Origin of the sequence: Mitsuaria sp. GD03876 (genome assembly GCF_029840635.1) — a bacterium.
In the GTDB taxonomy this organism is placed as follows: Bacteria; Pseudomonadota; Gammaproteobacteria; order Burkholderiales; family Burkholderiaceae_C; genus Roseateles.
Window position 1 is genome coordinate 43239 of sequence record NZ_JAOCCU010000005.1, and the last position, 15102, is coordinate 58340.

Here is a 15102-nt window from a genome sequence, read left to right on the forward strand (position 1 = left end):
CGTTCAGGCGCCGGGCGCGTGGCAGACCGCCTCGATGTTGTGGCCCTCGGGATCGATGACGAAGGCGGCGTAGTAGTTCGCGTGGTACTTCGGGCGCAGGCCCGGCGGGCCGTTGTCCTTCGCGCCTGCCGCCAGCGCCGCGCGGTAGAAGGCGTCGACCTGCTCGCGGGTCTGGGCGGCGAACGCGATGTGCAGGTGGGCGGGTTGCTCGTCGGTCTGGAACAGGCACAGGGACACCGTCCCGCCCTTCGTGCAGAGCTCGATGCCGTAGGTCGGCACGCCCTCGCCCACCAGTTCCACGCCCAGCGGCGCCAGCGCCTGGAGATAGAACGCCTTGCTCGCCGCGAAATCGCGGACGCCGAATTTCACATGGTCAAACATGAGGTCTCCTGCTGATCGCGGCGAACCTACCATGCGGCATCCCCGGCGACCGTCGGACATGCCGTCCCGCCGTCCCATGACTGTCGTGTGAAGGCGACCCTTCTTCCGGGGTCCCGGCCCGACCTGTCGTAAGGTGGACATCCTGGACATTTCAAATCGGAACCACGCATGAGCACCACGCGCTTTTACCCAATCGGCACACCGGGCGTTCCCTGGGGAGATGCGGAACGGATCGCCTGGCGCGAGCGCCAGGTGCGCTCGCGGCGGTATGCCGAGGACGTGATCCCGCGCGTGCAGGCGCTGGCGGATCGCTTCGAGATCGTGCAGTACGGCATCCTGAACTACGGCGGCGACGAGTACCCGCTGCTCGCGCTGAAAAGCCGCGACTGGCATCCGGCGCTGCCGGTGGCGCTGGTGACCGGCGGCGTGCACGGGTATGAAACCAGCGGCGTGCTGGGCGCGCTGGAATTCGCCGAAGGCCCCGCGGCGGCGTATGCCGGCAAGGCGAATGTCCTGGTGGTGCCCTGCGTCAGCCCGTGGGCCTATGAACGCGTGTGCCGCTGGAATTACCACGCGGTCGATCCCAACCGCCAATTCGGCGCCAGCCGCGACGCGCAGGAATCCTCGGCGCTGATCGCGATGCTGGAGCCCTACGCCGGCCAGTTCGTCCTGCACATCGACCTGCACGAGACCACCGACACCGACGCCAGCGAATTCACCCCCGCGAAGGCGGCCCGCGACGGCAAGCCGTTCGAACCGGAACTGATTCCCGACGGCTTCTACCTGGTCGGCAACAGCGAGACCTCGCGGCTGGATTTCCAGGAAGCGGTGGTGCAAGCGGTCGAGCAGGTGACGCACATCGCGCCGGGCGACGAGAAGGGCCAGATCATCGGATTCCCGGTGATCGCCAAGGGCGTGATCGAGTTTCCGGTCCGCGAGGCGGGGCTGTGCGCCGGCGTCACCCGCGCGCGTTTCTCGACGACCACCGAGGTCTATCCCGACAGCCCGAGAACAAATCCCGAAGAATGCGTTGCCGCGCAGGTCACGGCGGTCCGCGCGGCGCTCGATTTCGCCCTGGCGCACGCACACTGACGGCAGGCGCGTCGACCTTGAATCCCACGCCGACCGCCCCACGTGCCAGTTGCCGGACGGTCGGCCCCGTCCGCCTGAAACAAGAAGGGAAGTCCCGATGAAAACGATCGACGAGATGCTCAACCTCGACCTGCTGACGCGCGACCAGCACCAGCAGATCGGCGACTGGATCGCACGGTCGCGCACGCCGGAGCAGATCCTCGACATGCCGCCCGCGCTCTGGCAGGCGGTCGAAAGCGCCAGCGAGCGCATGGGCGTCGACGCCGACCTGCTGCGCCCGCCGGCGATGGATGCCGGCGGCGCCTGAAGGCTCAGGTCACTCCGGCTCGATCCCCGCCGCCTTGATCACCTGACCCCACTTGCGGGTCTCCGCCTCCTGGAAGGCCCGCAATTCCTCCGGCGTACTCGACCACGCGTCGACGCCGGCTCCTTCGAAGAAGGTCCTGGCCTGCGGGCTCTTCAGCGCCGCGCCGAACAGCTCCCGCAGGCGCTGCACCACCGGCGCCGGCGTGCCCGCCGGCACGTAGGCGGCGAACCAGTAGCTCATGTCGTAGCCCTTCACGCCGGCCTCGTCGATCGTGGGCACGTCGGGCAACAGCGGCGAGCGCTTCGTCATCGAGTACCCCAGCGCCCGCACCTTCCCCGCCTTGATCTGCGGCAGGCCGGTCGCCGTGTCGGTGATCATGAAATCCACCTGCCCGCCGATCAGGTCGGTCAGCGCCGGCGGGTTGCTCTTGTAGGGCACATGCAGCAGCTGCGTGTGCGACAGCTGCTGGAACTGCTCGCCCGCGACGCGGCTCGACGCGCTGCCGCTGCCGAAACTCACCTTGCCCGGCTCCCGCTTCGCGCGGGCGATCACGTCGGCGACGGACTTGTACGGGCCGTCCGCCTTGACCACCATCACCTGGCCGCCCTTGCCCAGGCCGGTCACCGGCGCGAAGTCCTTCACCGGGTCGTAGGGCAGCTTCTTGTACAGATGCGGATTGGCCGCCTGCGTCGTGTTGGTCGTGATCAGCACCGTGTAGCCGTCGGGCGCGGCGCGCGCCGCCTGCTGCGCGGCCAGCATGCCGCTGGCGCCGGCCTTGTTGTCGATGACCACGGCGACCTTCGTCTGCTCCGAGATCGCCTGCCCCAGCGCGCGCGCCAGCTGGTCGGTCGCGCTGGCCGCGGCGAACGGCACCAGGAAGGTGACGGGCTTGGCCGGATAGGCCGCCGTCCCCTGCGCCCACGCCGGCAGGGTCATCGCCATCGCGGCGGCGCCGGCCAGGCCCCACACGGCCCGGCGCCGCGCCATCACTCGATTCACTCGCATCACGTCGTCTCCATCAGGTCGTCGTTGTAGTTTCTCAGCCCGGGCAGCAGGCCCTCGGGCACCTTGATCGGCATCGCCAGCACGACGAAGGACAAGGCCTTGCCGTGACTGTCCAGGTTCAGCGCGTCGTTCACGCCGCCGTCGAGCACCCCGTCCAGCACGAAGTTCATCGCACGTAGGTGCGGCAGCAGATGGCGCGTCACGCGCTGCGGGCGACGCGCCTTGAAGTGCCCGGCGACCGCGGGTTCGGTGAGCTGCTCGACCAGCAACGGATACAGCGCCGGGTCCCAGGCGATCACGCTGATGTTGGACCGGTCGCCCTTGTCGCCGGTGCGGCCATGGGCAGCGAAGCGCAACTCAACAACGCGGTCGGACGAAGCAGGCGACGCCCCCAGTGCCGCGGACAACGTCGGCGGCAGTGCCGGAGGCGCTGTCGGAGTCGATGTCGGAGGCAGTACCGGAGGCGCTGTCGGAGCTGATGTCGGAGGCAGTAGCGGGGGCAGCGAGTGCGAGTGGGGCCGGAATGGGGCTTGGGGGTCCAGGAGGGATCCCCCATGCCCCGTGAAGAGCCCGCGCTTGGCGGTTCGCGCGCTGGCGGTCTCACTGGTGCCACCTGCGTGGCCATCGTGGTCATCGCCGCTCAGCGTCACCGTGAACGGCGACTGAGCTCGGGGCATCAGCACCGAGCGCAAGCCGAGCCGCGGCCGCACGTTCGTGCGTACGCCGCCGCCGCCCGCGGGCCCGCAGGTGTACAGCGCGATGACCTCGCGGGTCAGTCGGTCCGCGCCTGCGCGCTCGGCGTGGTTCGCCGCCACGCGGAGCCGCACGTCGCGGGCGTCGCCCTCGGGCTTTGCGGCCAGCGCACGGCCAGCGTCATCGCCAAGGACGCTCGTCACGCCGATCAGGTCGACACGCAGCGGCCCCTGGCGATCGCGCTCGGGCAAGCGCGCGCGGAGGACCTCCGCGGCCAATCGCGCCCGCGCCTCGGCGCCAGGCCCTGCGTACGAGATTTCGCCCTCGGCCAGCCAGCCGTTGGCGAAGAACACATTCGCCTTGAGCGCCTCCGGCCGCGGATGTCCTCGCACGCCGCTCAGCCGCACCGAATCGGGCCCAAGCTCGAGCACCTGCGCCTCGGTGATGTCCGCGACGACATCCGGCGTCAGGTAGGCCGCGGGATCGTGGAGCTCATACAGCAGCTGTTCCTTCACCGTGTGCGCGTCGATGAGCCCGCCGGTGCCGTCGGCCTTGAAGACCGTGCAACTGCCGTCCGCCTCGATCCGCGCGATCGGGAAGCCGACCTTCGCCAGGTCCGGCACGTCCTTGAAGCCAGGATCCGCGTAGTAGCCCCCGCAGACCTGCGCGCCGCATTCCAGCAGGTGTCCTGCCATGGTCGCGCCGGCGAGCCGGTCCCAGTCGTCGAGGGCCCATCCGAAGTGCGCCAGCGCCGGACCGACCGTCAGCGACGGGTCCGCGACCCGGCCCGTGACGACGACATCGGCCCCGCGTCGCAGCGCCTCGGCGATGCCTTCGGCGCCGAGGTAGACGTTCGCGCTGGCGATGTCCGCGTCCTTGAGCGGCGTTCCGGCCTGGACCAATGCTTGGGAGAGTGACTCGCGTTGCACCCCAGTGGTCAACGCATCGCCACCCACGACGGCCACCACCGCAGCGCGAAGCCCCAGTTCGACCGCGAGCGCCGCGACGCGTCGCGCGGCGGCCGGTGGATTCGCCGCGCCGAAGTTGCCGACGATCGGGATGCGATGGTTCAGGCAGTCCGCGAGCACCGGCCGCAGCATCTCGTCGAGCAGCGGTTCATACCCACCCTCCGGATCGCGCTGCCGGGCGAGCTGCGCCAGCGCCAGCGTGCGCTCGGCCAGCGTCTCGAAGATCAGCACCGCCGGCTCGCCGAGCTGCATCAGCGTGTCGACGACTGGACGTGCCGCATCGGTGCGGTCGCCGGAGAAGCCGGCCGCGCATCCGACCAGCAAGGGAGTCGCCACGGACGCAGCGGCGGACGCGCCGCGAGCGGAATTCGTATCGATGCCGGAGCTCATGCCGGCGACTCTAGGTCGATCCGGCTTATCGGAGAATTCGATTGTTCGGATCAGTTGATTGGCAATCCCGATGAATGACCATTTGTCCGCGCGCCAACTGGCCGCCTTCGTCGCGCTGGCGGAGCTGCGCAGCTTCACCCGCGCCGCCGCCCAGTGTCATCTCTCGCAGCCGGCCTTCAGCGCGCTGATCCGGACGCTGGAGGACGGCCTCGGCGCGCGCCTGTTCGATCGGACCACGCGCACCGTCGAGCCGACGGCGGAAGGCGCGCTGTTCCTGGAGCCCGCGCGGCGTCTGCTGCAGGACATGCGGCTCGCCACCGACGACCTGCGCGATCACGTCGCGCGGCGGCGCGGCCGGGTGGCCCTGGCCGCCCTGCCCGCGCTGGCCGCCGGCTGGCTGCCGCCGCTGCTCGCGCGTTTCCGCGCCGAGTACCCGGGCATCGAGCTCGACCTGGCCGACGTGCTGTCGGAGAGCTGCGTGGAGCGGGTCCGTTCCGGACGCGCGGACCTGGCGCTCGCCGCGGTCCGCGCCACGGCGCCGGAGCTCGCCGCCGAGCCTTTCCTGTCCGATGTCTTCTACCTCGTGTGCCGGCGCGACCACCCCTTGGCGCGCCGCCGCCGGCCGGCGCTTGCGGACCTCGACGGTCAGCCGCTGATCGCGCTGGCGCGGCACAGCAGCGTGCGCCAGGCGCTGGACGCCGCCCTGCAGCCGCATCCGCTGCGGCCGCTGCTGGAGCTCGAGCAGCTCAGCTCCGTGGCCGGCATGGTCGTCGCGGGACTGGGCGTGACGCTGGTGCCGGCGCTGACGCTGTTCCACTTCTCGCATCCCGAGCTGGTCGCGCGACCGATCGTCGAGGACCACGTGCGCCGCCACATCTACCTGATCCGCCGCCGCGACCGGGCGCTGTCCTCGGCGGCGCAGGCGATGTCGGATGCGCTGTGGCGCTGGGCGTCTGAGGGCTTCAAGCGGCCGGGCGTCACCTGGCATCCGCCGCGTTGACGCGGGGACATCGACGCGGACGCGCCCCTCGGCCGCGCCGGGGGCCTCACCACATCCCCAGCACCCGCCACCAGCCGATGCCGACGGTGGCGAAGATCAGCAGCTCCAGCACGCACATCACCGCGCCCACGCGCCACCACTGGCCCAGCGTCACGTAGCCGCTGCCGAAGATGATCGGCGAGGTGCCGGTCGCGTAGTGGGTGAGCGTCATCATGATCGCGGAGCCCGCGGCCATCATCAGCATGAAGGGCACATGGAACTCGCCCGGGATCAGGTGCGCGCCCACCGTCAGGAAGGCCAGCAGCATCGCGCTGATGTGGGCGGTGGTGCTCGCGAACAGGTAGTGGGAGAACACGAACACCGCCACCAGCACCGCCGCCGTCGCCTGCCAGCCCATGCCGCTGGACGCGATCGCGTCGCGCAGGTCGGCCGAGAACCACGTGATGACGCCCAGCTTGTTGAGCTGCTCCGCCAGCATCACCAGCGCGCCGAACCAGATCAGCGTGTCCCAGGCGCTCTTCTCGGACAGCACGTCGTCCCAGTCGATCGTGCCGGTGATGATCAGCGCGAACAGGCCGAGGAAGGCGACCGCCGTGGGGTCCAGCGTCGTCGAAGGCCCCAGCAGCATCGCCGGCACGTTCGCCCACAGCAGCAACATGCCGCCGAACACGCCCAGCATCACCCGCTCCTTGCCCGACAACGGCCCCATGCGCGCCAGCTCGCCGCGCGAGTACGCGACCGCGTCCGGCGTGGCCTTGAGCTCGGGCGGCGCCAGCAGGTACACCACCAGCGGCATCAGCAGCAGCGCCACCAGCCCCGGCAGCAACATGCACAGCGCCCAGGTGGTCCAGCTCAGGTGCAGCGACTGGCCGGTGGCGCGGGCGACGTAGTCCACCACCAGCGGGTTGGGCGCCGTCGCGGTCAGGAACATCGCGGACGTGATCGGGTTGGCGTGGTAGTTCACCAGCGCCAGGTAGGTGCCAACCTTGCCTTGCGTGCCCTGCGCCGGATCGGAGTCGAAGGCGTTGGCGATCGACTTCATGATCGGATGCACGATGCCGCCGCCCCGGGCGGTGTTGCTCGGCGTGAACGGCGCCAGCACCAGCTCGCAGATCGCCAGCCCGTAGCCGATGCCCAGCGTGCGCTTGCCCATCAGCGCGATGAACATCAGCCCAATGCGGTTGCCCAGCCCGGTCTTCTTGAGCCCCCGCGAGATCAGCACCGCCACGACGATCAGCCAGATCAGCGGGTTGGAGAAGCTGCTCAGCGCGTCCACCACGGCGCCCTTGGACGTCGGCGAGGTCACCTGCGACAAGGACACGATGACCACCGCCATCAGCGCCATCACGCCGATCGGCATCACCTTCAGGATGATGGCCACGATCGTGGTCAGGAAGATCGCCACCAGCCGCCAGGCCTCGGGCGTGAGCCCCGCCGGCACCGGCGTCAGCAGCAGGCCGGCCAGCACCAGCGTCGCGATGAGCGCCGGCAGCAGCCGGAACGGCACGGCCTGGCGGAAATACCGGTAGATCGCAGTCAATCGGGCTGTCATGGCGCAGCTTCCTCCCTGAAGTGAACAGATGATGCCCCCGGACCGAGGCCCGGGCGACCGTCGCAGTGTCGCAGCCGGGCGGTCGGCTTGACTTGGTTCATATCAAAAAGTTATACTTAATCGCTAAATGTCGGCCAACTTCATCTGTTGACCGCCCTCGCACTACTCGCGGAGCTTCGACTTCCGTCGCGGTGCAGGTTCGCCGCCGGGCCTTGTTCCCGGCACCTCCGGCCGGCTTGTCCGGCCCCATTGCCACGCCAGGCTCGACCGGGCGGCGCCCCTCGACCAGGCCCGCCGTCCGCGACCCGAGTCCCCAGCGGGCACTGGCCTCGCCTTCCGCTCATCGCCGTGCCCGCTGGCAGCCCGAGAGGCCCGCCGGGGCCGCCGCGTGCCCGTCCGGCAGACCCCTCGCTCCAGGCTGATGGCGTGACCGCCGCCGTGCCCGCGCGCCCCGCAGCGCGCCCGTGTCCCTCGGACCCGACCGGCTGGCGCCCCGTTCCGCTTCGCAAGCAAAGGAGTCACGGCACATGGCCAAGGGAATCCACATCGACCACGTCTTCAAGGTTTTCGGCGACCGCCCCGCGCAAGCGCTGGCGCTGGCGCGCCAGGGGCTCGACAAGCAGGAGGTCCTCGCCCGCACGGGCCAGTCGATCGGCGTGTTCGACGCCAGCTTCGAGATCCAGGCCGGCGAGATCTTCGTCGTCATGGGCCTGTCGGGCTCGGGCAAGTCGACGCTGGTGCGGCTGCTCAACCGGCTGATCGAGCCGACCGCCGGCCGCATCGTGATCGACGGCGACGACATCAACGCCTACTCCGACGCGCAGCTGCGCGCGCTGCGCCGCAAGGACTTCGGCATGGTGTTCCAGTCCTTCGCGCTGATGCCGCACATGACGGTGCGCGAGAACGTCGGCTTCGGGCTCGAGCTCGCCGGCGTCGGCCGCCGCGAGCGCCAGGCCCAGTCGGAGCAGGCGCTGGCGCAGGTCGGCCTGGCGGGCTGGGGCGACAAGTACCCCGACGAGCTCTCCGGCGGCATGCAGCAGCGCGTCGGGCTGGCGCGGGCGCTGGCCTCGGACCCGTCGATCCTGCTGATGGACGAGGCCTTCTCGGCGCTCGATCCGATCATCCGCGCGGAGATGCAGGCCGAGCTGCTGCGGCTGCAGCAGGTGCGCCGCCGCACGATCGTGTTCATCTCGCACGACCTGGACGAGGCGATGCGCATCGGCGACCGGATCGCGATCATGAAGGACGGCCACGTGGTGCAGGTCGGCACGCCCGACGAGATCCGCCGCGACCCCGCCGACGACTTCGTCCGCAGCTTCCTGAGCGCCGGACGGCACGAGGAAGCGACCGCGCCGGCGGCGCTGCTGAACTGAGGGAGACCCGATGACCGACACGATCCTGAGCCCGCTCGAGCGGGCCGCCTCCGACGCCGCGGGCATGGCCGCGGCCCCGGCGATGCCGATGACCACGACGACACCCACGGCGATCCCGGCGCCCTCCCCCGATCCCTGGCAGGCGATGGCCAACGCGCCGGACGCCTCCGCCGCCAGCGCCTGGCTCGACGCGCCCGCGCAGGCGGCCGCGCACGGCGCGGCCCATGCCGGCGCATCGGCCGGCTTCCACCTTCAGCAGCTGTGGGACGGCTCGTTGCCGATCGCGGCCTGGATCAACCAGGGCCTGGGCTGGGCGGTGGAACAGGCGCGGCCGTTCTTCCAGACGGTGCGGCTGCCCATCGACGCGACGCTGCATTCGGTGCAATCGCTGCTGACCGGACTGCCGGCGCTGCCGGCGATCGGCGTGCTGGGCCTGCTGGCCTGGCAGTTCGCCGGGGCGCGCGTGGCGATCTGCACGGTGCTGTCGATGGCGGTGGTGGCGATGCTCGGGATCTGGCCGGAGGCGATGGTGACGTTGTCGCTGGTGCTGACCTCGCTGGTGTTCTGCGTGCTGGTCGGCCTGCCGCTGGGCGTGCTGCTGGCCAGCAGCGACCGCGCGCAACGCTGGATGCGGCCGCTGCTGGACGCGATGCAGACGACGCCGGCCTTCGTCTACCTGGTGCCGGTGGTGATGCTGTTCGGCATCGGCGACGTGCCGGGCGTGATCGTGACCATCGTCTTCGCGGTGGCGCCGCTGGCGCGGCTCACCAGCCTGGGCCTGCGCCAGGTGCGGCCCGACCTGATCGAGGCCGCGCGCTCCTACGGCGCGTCGCCGTGGCAGATGCTGGTCAAGGTCAAGCTGCCGTTGGCGATGCCCTCGATCCTCGCGGGCGTGAACCAGGCGCTGATGCTGTCGCTGTCGATGGTGGTGATCGCGTCGATGATCGCGGTCGGCGGGCTGGGACAGATGGTGCTGCGCGGCATCGGCCGGCTGGACATGGGCCTGGCGACGATCGGCGGCGTGGGCATCGTGCTGCTGGCCATCACGCTGGACCGCCTGACGCAAGCCGTCGCGCGGCCGCGCCGCGGCCATGCACGCTGGTGGCGCACCGGGCCGGTCGGCCTGCTGCTGCGGCCGCTGGGCGGCCTCCCGGCCCACGCGCCGCGCGCCGCGACGGCGCTGCTGGTCGCGCTGGGACTGGCGCCGCAGGTGCGCGCGCAAATGCCGGAACCGGCACCGGCACCGATTGCTGCCTCCCCCGCATCGGTGGCATCGGCATCGGCATCGGCATCGGCATCGGCATCGGCAGCGGCAGCGGCAGCGGCAGCGGCGTCGGTGGCGGCGTCACCGGCCTCGCTGCCGGCGCCGTCCACCGCGCCCGCGGTCGACGCGCCCTTGCCCGGCCGCGGCATCACGGTGCAGCCGCTGAAGAGTTCGCTCGCCGAGGAGGCGTTTCAGACGCTGCTGGTGTCGCGCGCGCTGGAACGGCTGGGCTACACGGTGCGGCCGATGAAGGATCTGGAGCCCGCGACCGAGCACCTGGCCATCGCCAACGGCGATGCGACCTTCATGGCCAACCACTGGCGGCAACTGCACGAGGACTTCTATCGCAACAGCGGCGGCGACGCGAAGCTCGCGCGCGCCGGCACCTACGCGCAGGGCGCCGTGCAGGGTTATCTGATCGACCGCAAGACGGCGGAGCAGTACGGCATCACGCGGCTGGACCAGCTGAAGGATCCGGCGATCGCGGCGCTGTTCGATGCCGACGGCGACGGCAAGGCCGACCTGACCGGCTGCAATCCCGGCTGGGGCTGCGAGCTGGCGATCGAACGCCACCTGCAGGCCTACGGGCTGCGCGCCAGCGTGACGCACCGCCAGGGCAGCTACGCGGCGCTGATGGCGGACACGATCGCGCGCTTCAAGGAAGGCAAGCCGGTGCTGTACTACACCTGGACGCCGTACTGGGTCAGCGCCGTGCTGCGCCCGGGACGCGACGTGGTGTGGCTGCAGGTGCCGTTCTCGGCCTCGGTCGACGGCGCCGACACGCGGCAGGCCAACGGCAACAACTACGGCTTCGAGGCCGACGAGGAACAGATCGTCGCCAATCGCGCGTTCGTCGAGCAGAACCCGGCGGCGGGTCGGCTGTTCTCGGCGATGCGGCTGCCGATCGCCGACATCAACGCGCAGAACCTGCGCATGAGCGAGGGCGCGAACTCGGCGCAGGACGTCGAGCGCCACGTCGACGGCTGGATCCGCGCGCACCAGGCGATCTTCGACGGCTGGATCGAGACGGCGCTGCGCGCGCCGGAGTGACCGCGGCGCCGTTTGGCCGTTTCGCGCGATCGATTGGCGCGATCGGGAGCGCGCCGTCGCGGCGGTCCTGAGATCCTTCCCGGCAGTTCTTTGCTGTCAGGAAACCTCATGTGGATCGATGATTCCCGCGCCCCGTTCGTGTTCCTCCGCGCCGATGTCCCCGCCGACACCGGCATCGAGGCGCAGTTCGAGCAACTGCTCGCCCGCGAGCGCCGCTTCGTGCTGCTCACCGACCACTCGCCCGGCGACCACCACGACGAATCCGCCGAGGAACGCCGCGCGAAAGCGCTCTTCATCAAGCGGGTGAAGGACCGGCTGCGGCAATGGTGCGTCGGGATGATCGTCATCGAGCGCGGCGATCCGCTGCCCAAGGCGGCGCGCCTGGCGGCCGCGGCGGCGAGCAAGGCCTTCGGCTTCTCGATGGGCTTCGTCAGCAGCGAGGACGAAGGCCTGCGCCAGGGCCAGGCGTGGCTGGACGCGCGCGATACGCCGCCGGTGTCGCCCCGAACGTCCGCTTGAACAGCGTGATGAACGCGGTGGGCGTCGCGTAGCCGAGCGTCAGCGCGATCGCCGTCACCGGCTCGCCGACGGCCAGCAGCTCCAACGCCCGCAGCAGGCGCACGCGCTGTCGCCAGGTGCTGAAGTTGAAGCCGGTCTCGAGGACGAAGCGGCGGCTCAGCGTGCGGACGCTGACGGCGGCCCAGCTCGCCCAGTCCTCCAGGCCGCGCGCGTCGGCCGGGTCGGCGATCAGCGCCCGGGCGATGCGAAGAAGACGGGGGTCCCGCGGGAGCGGCAGGCCGAAGGCCTCGACCGGCAGGCTGCGGATCTCGTCGAGGATGACGGCCGCCACGTGGCCGGCCGCGGCGTCGAGCGGCCCCGGTGGCCAGCCGCTGGCGCGCTGCACCGCCTCGCGCAGCAGCCCGGACACGCGCAGCGTGCAGGGCCGCGGCGGGAGGCTGTCGCACGCGGATTCGGCGACGAAGACGCTCCAGCCCTCGAAGGGGCCGTGCGAGCGGGCCGAGTGCTCGAGGCGCGGCGGCAGCCACACCGCATGGATGGCGGGAACGACCCAGAGGGCACCCTCCACGCCCACCGACAGCAAGCCGCGCAGCGAGCCGAAGAGCTGGCCGCGGGCGTGGCGATGGGGCTGCTGGAGGAACTCGGCCTCCTGGAGGCGCCCCGCGGCGACGATGACGACGGGGCCGTCGGGCGCGTCGAGCAAGGCGGGATCGAGGGACAGGTCGGCCATGGGTGCCGGCGAGCATAGCCGTCACCGCGTGGCGTCCATCTCGCGGCGCGGCCGGCCGATCGCTCGAATCGGCCAAACCGCGCTGCCGCCTGCAGCCTTGCAGCCTTGCAGCCTTGCAGCCTTGCAGCCTTGCAGCCTTGCCGTGCTGCCGGCTGACCCGGCAGCCGGCCGGGTGGATACGCCGCAGTCCATCGGAGCCGCGGCGCGGAGGCCGGGAGGCCTCGGGCGATCAGGCGCGTTCGCCGTCGTTCTTCTCGACGTGGACGGTGAAGGGCTTGGTGACGAAGCCGGCGGGCGCGATCTTGGCCAGGTCCACCGAGCGGTGGCCGACGACATCGAACTTCCAGGTGAAGCTCTTGTCGCCCTGGCGGAACTGCACCGTCTGGCCGCAGACGATGTCCAGCGACTGGCGGGCGTTCAGGTCGACGACGACATCCGCCTTCGCGCCGGCGAACGGCACGCCGTAGACGGAGTTGCCGTTCATCAGACGCTCGGACGACTGGGCGGCGGCGGGGCCGGCGATGCCGGCGAACAGACCGGTGGCGACGGCGATCAGGGCGATGGTGCGGGTCATGGTGAAGTCCTCTTCGCGGTGGACCGGCGCTCCCGTTGAGCTCCTACGTCATCCACCATGAGACGCACTGTAGAAACCAGGCGTTGTCGCGCCGCATGGCGGTTCGATGACAAGTTCGTCAGCCTCCGCATCCGCTGACATCGATGACACGACCCTTCGTGTCGCCAAGCAGGTTGAGCAGATGATGCGCCGCACTTCGGCGTGGCGTGGCGTGGCGTGGCGTGGCGTGGCGTGGTGGCCGTGGGCGCCGCTCAGCGAGCGAGCAATTCCTCGTCGACCCAGCGGCGCAGCAGCATGCCCATCTCCGCGGCGACGTTCAGCTCGGGCCGCGCTTCGGCCAGGTCCGCGCACGTCTCGGCGAACGTGCGACCCGAAGCCACGGCGTTCAGCGCCAGGGACTCGAGCGGCCCAAGGCTTCTGAAGTGCGGGGAATGGCCGCGCCGCCAGATCAGCAGGTCCAGCGGCGTCGCCAGCGCTTGCGCGGCGGGCGGCGTCTCGTCGCCGTCGAGCGCCTGCCACAGCGCCAGCGTGTTGAAGGACTGCTTCAGGCGCCCAAAGCTGGGCGGCAGCTGAAGTCGCAGCTCGGCCCAATCCTCGGGCGCCAGCGCAGCCAGGTCGGGCATCGTGAGCACCGGCGCATCGCCGGCATCGAAGGCGCTCCGAAGCGCCCAGTCCAGCGCGGCCAGTTCGGCGATCTCGCCATCGTCCGGCCACCGCCGCGAGAGCCACGAGGCGAAGTCCGCGCCATACCAGCGCAGACTGAAGTGCGCCGAGCCGTGGACCTCGACGAAGGCCAGCGCCTCGCGCTCGAACCATTCGTCGCCGAGGTACCGGCGCGTATGCCCGTAGCTGTCCGCCAGCGTGTCGTGCAGCCGCGCGCGATAGGCATGGTGGTAGATGGACAGGCGTCGCTCCGCGGGGAGGCCGGAACCCCGACGCAGCCGGGTGTCGATCAGGCTCGGTTGCCCGATCAGGTAGTCCTGCAGGGACCGCTGCAGGTCCAGGAGCCGAGAGGCCTGCTCGACGGCGTTCATGCGGCCTTCCTTCCGGCGTCGCCGGGCCAGGCGGCCGCGGTGATCACGCGGGCCTGGTCGAGTTCCGTCAGCAGTTCCGACAGCGGCGGGATGTGGTCGTCCCGTTCGATCATCGTCGCCACCGGGCCGAATCGCCGGAGGGCCTCGGCGTACAGCTGCCACACCGGCGGGGCCACCGGCTGGTCGTGCGTGTCGATCAGATGGTCGCCGTGGTCGCTGTGGCCGGCCACGTGGATCTGCTGCACGCGCCCGGCAGGCAGGGCGTCGAGGTAGGCGAGCGCGTCGAATCCGTGATTCACCGCGCTCACATGGATGTTGTTGACGTCGACCAGCAGCAGGCAGTCGGCACGTCGCGCGACCTCGGCCACGAACTGCGCTTCGGTCAGGCTGGAGTCCGCGTAGTCGAGATAGCTGGAGACGTTCTCCACCACCAGCCGGCGGCCGAGCGCGTCCTGCGCCTGACCGATGTTGCGCACCACCACCCGCAGCGCCTCGTCCGTGTAGGGCAAGGGCAGCAGGTCGTGCAGCTGGCGGCCGTGCGCGCCGGTCCAGCACAGGTGATCGGACACCCACAGCGGCTCGACGCGACGGGCCAGCGACGCCAGCTGCCGCAGGTAGTCCGCATCCAGACCCGCCACGGCGCCCAGGTTCATCGAGACGCCGTGCATCACCATCGGGTAGCGCGCGCGGATGCCGTCCAGCATGGCCAGGGGCTTGCCGCCGGGCACGAGGTAGTTCTCCGCGATCACCTCCAGCCAGTCGACCGGCTGCGGCGCGGCCAGGAAGTCTCGATAGTGCGTGCTGCGCAGGCCCAGGCCGAAGCCCGGGCTCGGCTGTGCGACGCGCGCGACGGGTCCGGGCTTCATGGGCTTACTTCTTCGCGGCCAGGTCGCCGATCGTGCCGCCCGCGCTCAGGCACGACGCCGCGTCCATGCCCTTGAAGCTGTGGCCCTTGCAGGCGTTCTGGCCCTTGCAGGCGTTCTCCGTGGTCTTGCAGTCCGCGTTGCCCTTGCACTCGTGCACGCCGTAGCAATGCACCTTGTCGCTGGCGGCCACGGCCAGGCCGCTGCTGCCCTGGGGAGCGGGCGCCGCCTGGACGGACAGGGCGAACATGGCGGCGGCGGCGGCCAGGGCGGCGGATTGGGTCTTGCTGATCATGGGATGCACTCC

At 70.7% G+C, this 15102-nt stretch carries 13 protein-coding genes and 3 pseudogenes; 7 read left to right on the forward strand and 9 right to left on the reverse strand.

Annotated elements, in window-relative coordinates; all coding sequences use genetic code 11:
* Positions 1–3: 3 nt before the first annotated feature.
* Positions 4–381, reverse strand: a complete 378-nt coding sequence (locus N5D62_RS04780; RefSeq protein ID WP_279756468.1) for a VOC family protein — start codon at positions 379–381, stop codon at positions 4–6.
* A gap of 168 nt (positions 382–549) precedes the next feature.
* On the opposite strand from N5D62_RS04780, the gene N5D62_RS04785 reads away from it, so the two are divergent.
* Entirely contained in the window at positions 550–1473 is a 924-nt protein-coding gene (locus N5D62_RS04785; protein ID WP_279756470.1) for a M14 family metallocarboxypeptidase, read from the forward strand.
* A gap of 97 nt (positions 1474–1570) precedes the next feature.
* A complete protein-coding gene (locus tag N5D62_RS04790) occupies positions 1571–1780 on the forward strand; it encodes a hypothetical protein (protein WP_279756472.1) in 210 nt (69 codons plus the stop codon).
* 9 nt (positions 1781–1789) lie between these two features.
* On the opposite strand, the gene N5D62_RS04795 is transcribed toward N5D62_RS04790, so the two are convergent.
* On the reverse strand, positions 1790–2722 hold the full coding sequence (locus tag N5D62_RS04795) for a tripartite tricarboxylate transporter substrate binding protein (RefSeq protein WP_279756616.1): 933 nt from the start codon (positions 2720–2722) through the stop codon (positions 1790–1792).
* 731 nt (positions 2723–3453) lie between these two features.
* Positions 3454–4836, reverse strand: a pseudogene (locus tag N5D62_RS04800) (acyclic terpene utilization AtuA family protein); the annotation flags it as partial.
* A gap of 70 nt (positions 4837–4906) precedes the next feature.
* Here N5D62_RS04800 and N5D62_RS04805 point away from each other — a divergent pair.
* Entirely contained in the window at positions 4907–5836 is a 930-nt protein-coding gene (locus N5D62_RS04805; protein WP_279756474.1) for a LysR family transcriptional regulator, read from the forward strand.
* Between the two features lie 46 nt (positions 5837–5882).
* On the opposite strand, the gene N5D62_RS04810 is transcribed toward N5D62_RS04805, so the two are convergent.
* On the reverse strand, positions 5883–7388 hold the full coding sequence (locus N5D62_RS04810; protein ID WP_279756476.1) for a DASS family sodium-coupled anion symporter: 1506 nt from the start codon (positions 7386–7388) through the stop codon (positions 5883–5885).
* A 527-nt stretch (positions 7389–7915) separates the two neighbouring features.
* On the opposite strand from N5D62_RS04810, the pseudogene N5D62_RS04815 reads away from it, so the two are divergent.
* The 4 genes and pseudogenes from N5D62_RS04815 to N5D62_RS04830 form a co-directional block, all read left to right on the forward strand.
* A pseudogene (locus N5D62_RS04815) lies at positions 7916–8710 on the forward strand (glycine betaine/L-proline ABC transporter ATP-binding protein); the annotation flags it as partial.
* A 139-nt stretch (positions 8711–8849) separates the two neighbouring features.
* Positions 8850–9902: pseudogene (gene proW, locus N5D62_RS04820) on the forward strand (glycine betaine/L-proline ABC transporter permease ProW); the annotation flags it as partial.
* A 216-nt stretch (positions 9903–10118) separates the two neighbouring features.
* Positions 10119–11075 carry a glycine betaine/L-proline ABC transporter substrate-binding protein ProX gene (gene proX, locus N5D62_RS04825; protein ID WP_279756617.1) on the forward strand — a complete coding sequence of 319 codons (957 nt, stop codon included), beginning with the start codon at positions 10119–10121 and terminating at the stop codon, positions 11073–11075.
* Between the two features lie 108 nt (positions 11076–11183).
* Complete coding sequence (locus N5D62_RS04830) at positions 11184–11594, forward strand: hypothetical protein (RefSeq protein ID WP_279756478.1); 411 nt, start codon at positions 11184–11186, stop codon at positions 11592–11594.
* Here the strand turns inward: N5D62_RS04830 and N5D62_RS04835 are convergent.
* The 5 genes from N5D62_RS04835 to N5D62_RS04855 all read right to left on the reverse strand — a co-directional run bounded on the left by N5D62_RS04835 (position 11506) and on the right by N5D62_RS04855 (position 15090).
* On the reverse strand, positions 11506–12324 hold the full coding sequence (locus N5D62_RS04835) for a helix-turn-helix transcriptional regulator (RefSeq protein WP_279756480.1): 819 nt from the start codon (positions 12322–12324) through the stop codon (positions 11506–11508). The two genes, N5D62_RS04830 and N5D62_RS04835, sit on opposite strands and share 89 nt — an antisense overlap.
* A gap of 229 nt (positions 12325–12553) precedes the next feature.
* On the reverse strand, positions 12554–12898 hold the full coding sequence (locus N5D62_RS04840) for a CzcE family metal-binding protein (protein WP_279756482.1): 345 nt from the start codon (positions 12896–12898) through the stop codon (positions 12554–12556).
* A 251-nt stretch (positions 12899–13149) separates the two neighbouring features.
* A complete protein-coding gene (locus N5D62_RS04845) occupies positions 13150–13932 on the reverse strand; it encodes a DNA-binding domain-containing protein (RefSeq protein ID WP_279756484.1) in 783 nt (260 codons plus the stop codon).
* Positions 13929–14798: a DUF692 domain-containing protein gene (locus N5D62_RS04850; RefSeq protein ID WP_279756486.1), complete on the reverse strand. Its 870-nt coding sequence runs from the start codon at positions 14796–14798 to the stop codon at positions 13929–13931. The genes N5D62_RS04845 and N5D62_RS04850 overlap by 4 nt, the downstream gene beginning before the upstream one ends.
* A gap of 4 nt (positions 14799–14802) precedes the next feature.
* The gene (locus N5D62_RS04855) at positions 14803–15090 is read right to left on the reverse strand and encodes a hypothetical protein (RefSeq protein ID WP_279756487.1); all 288 of its coding nucleotides are present in this window, start codon (positions 15088–15090) and stop codon (positions 14803–14805) included.
* Between the last annotated feature and the right edge of the window lie 12 nt (positions 15091–15102).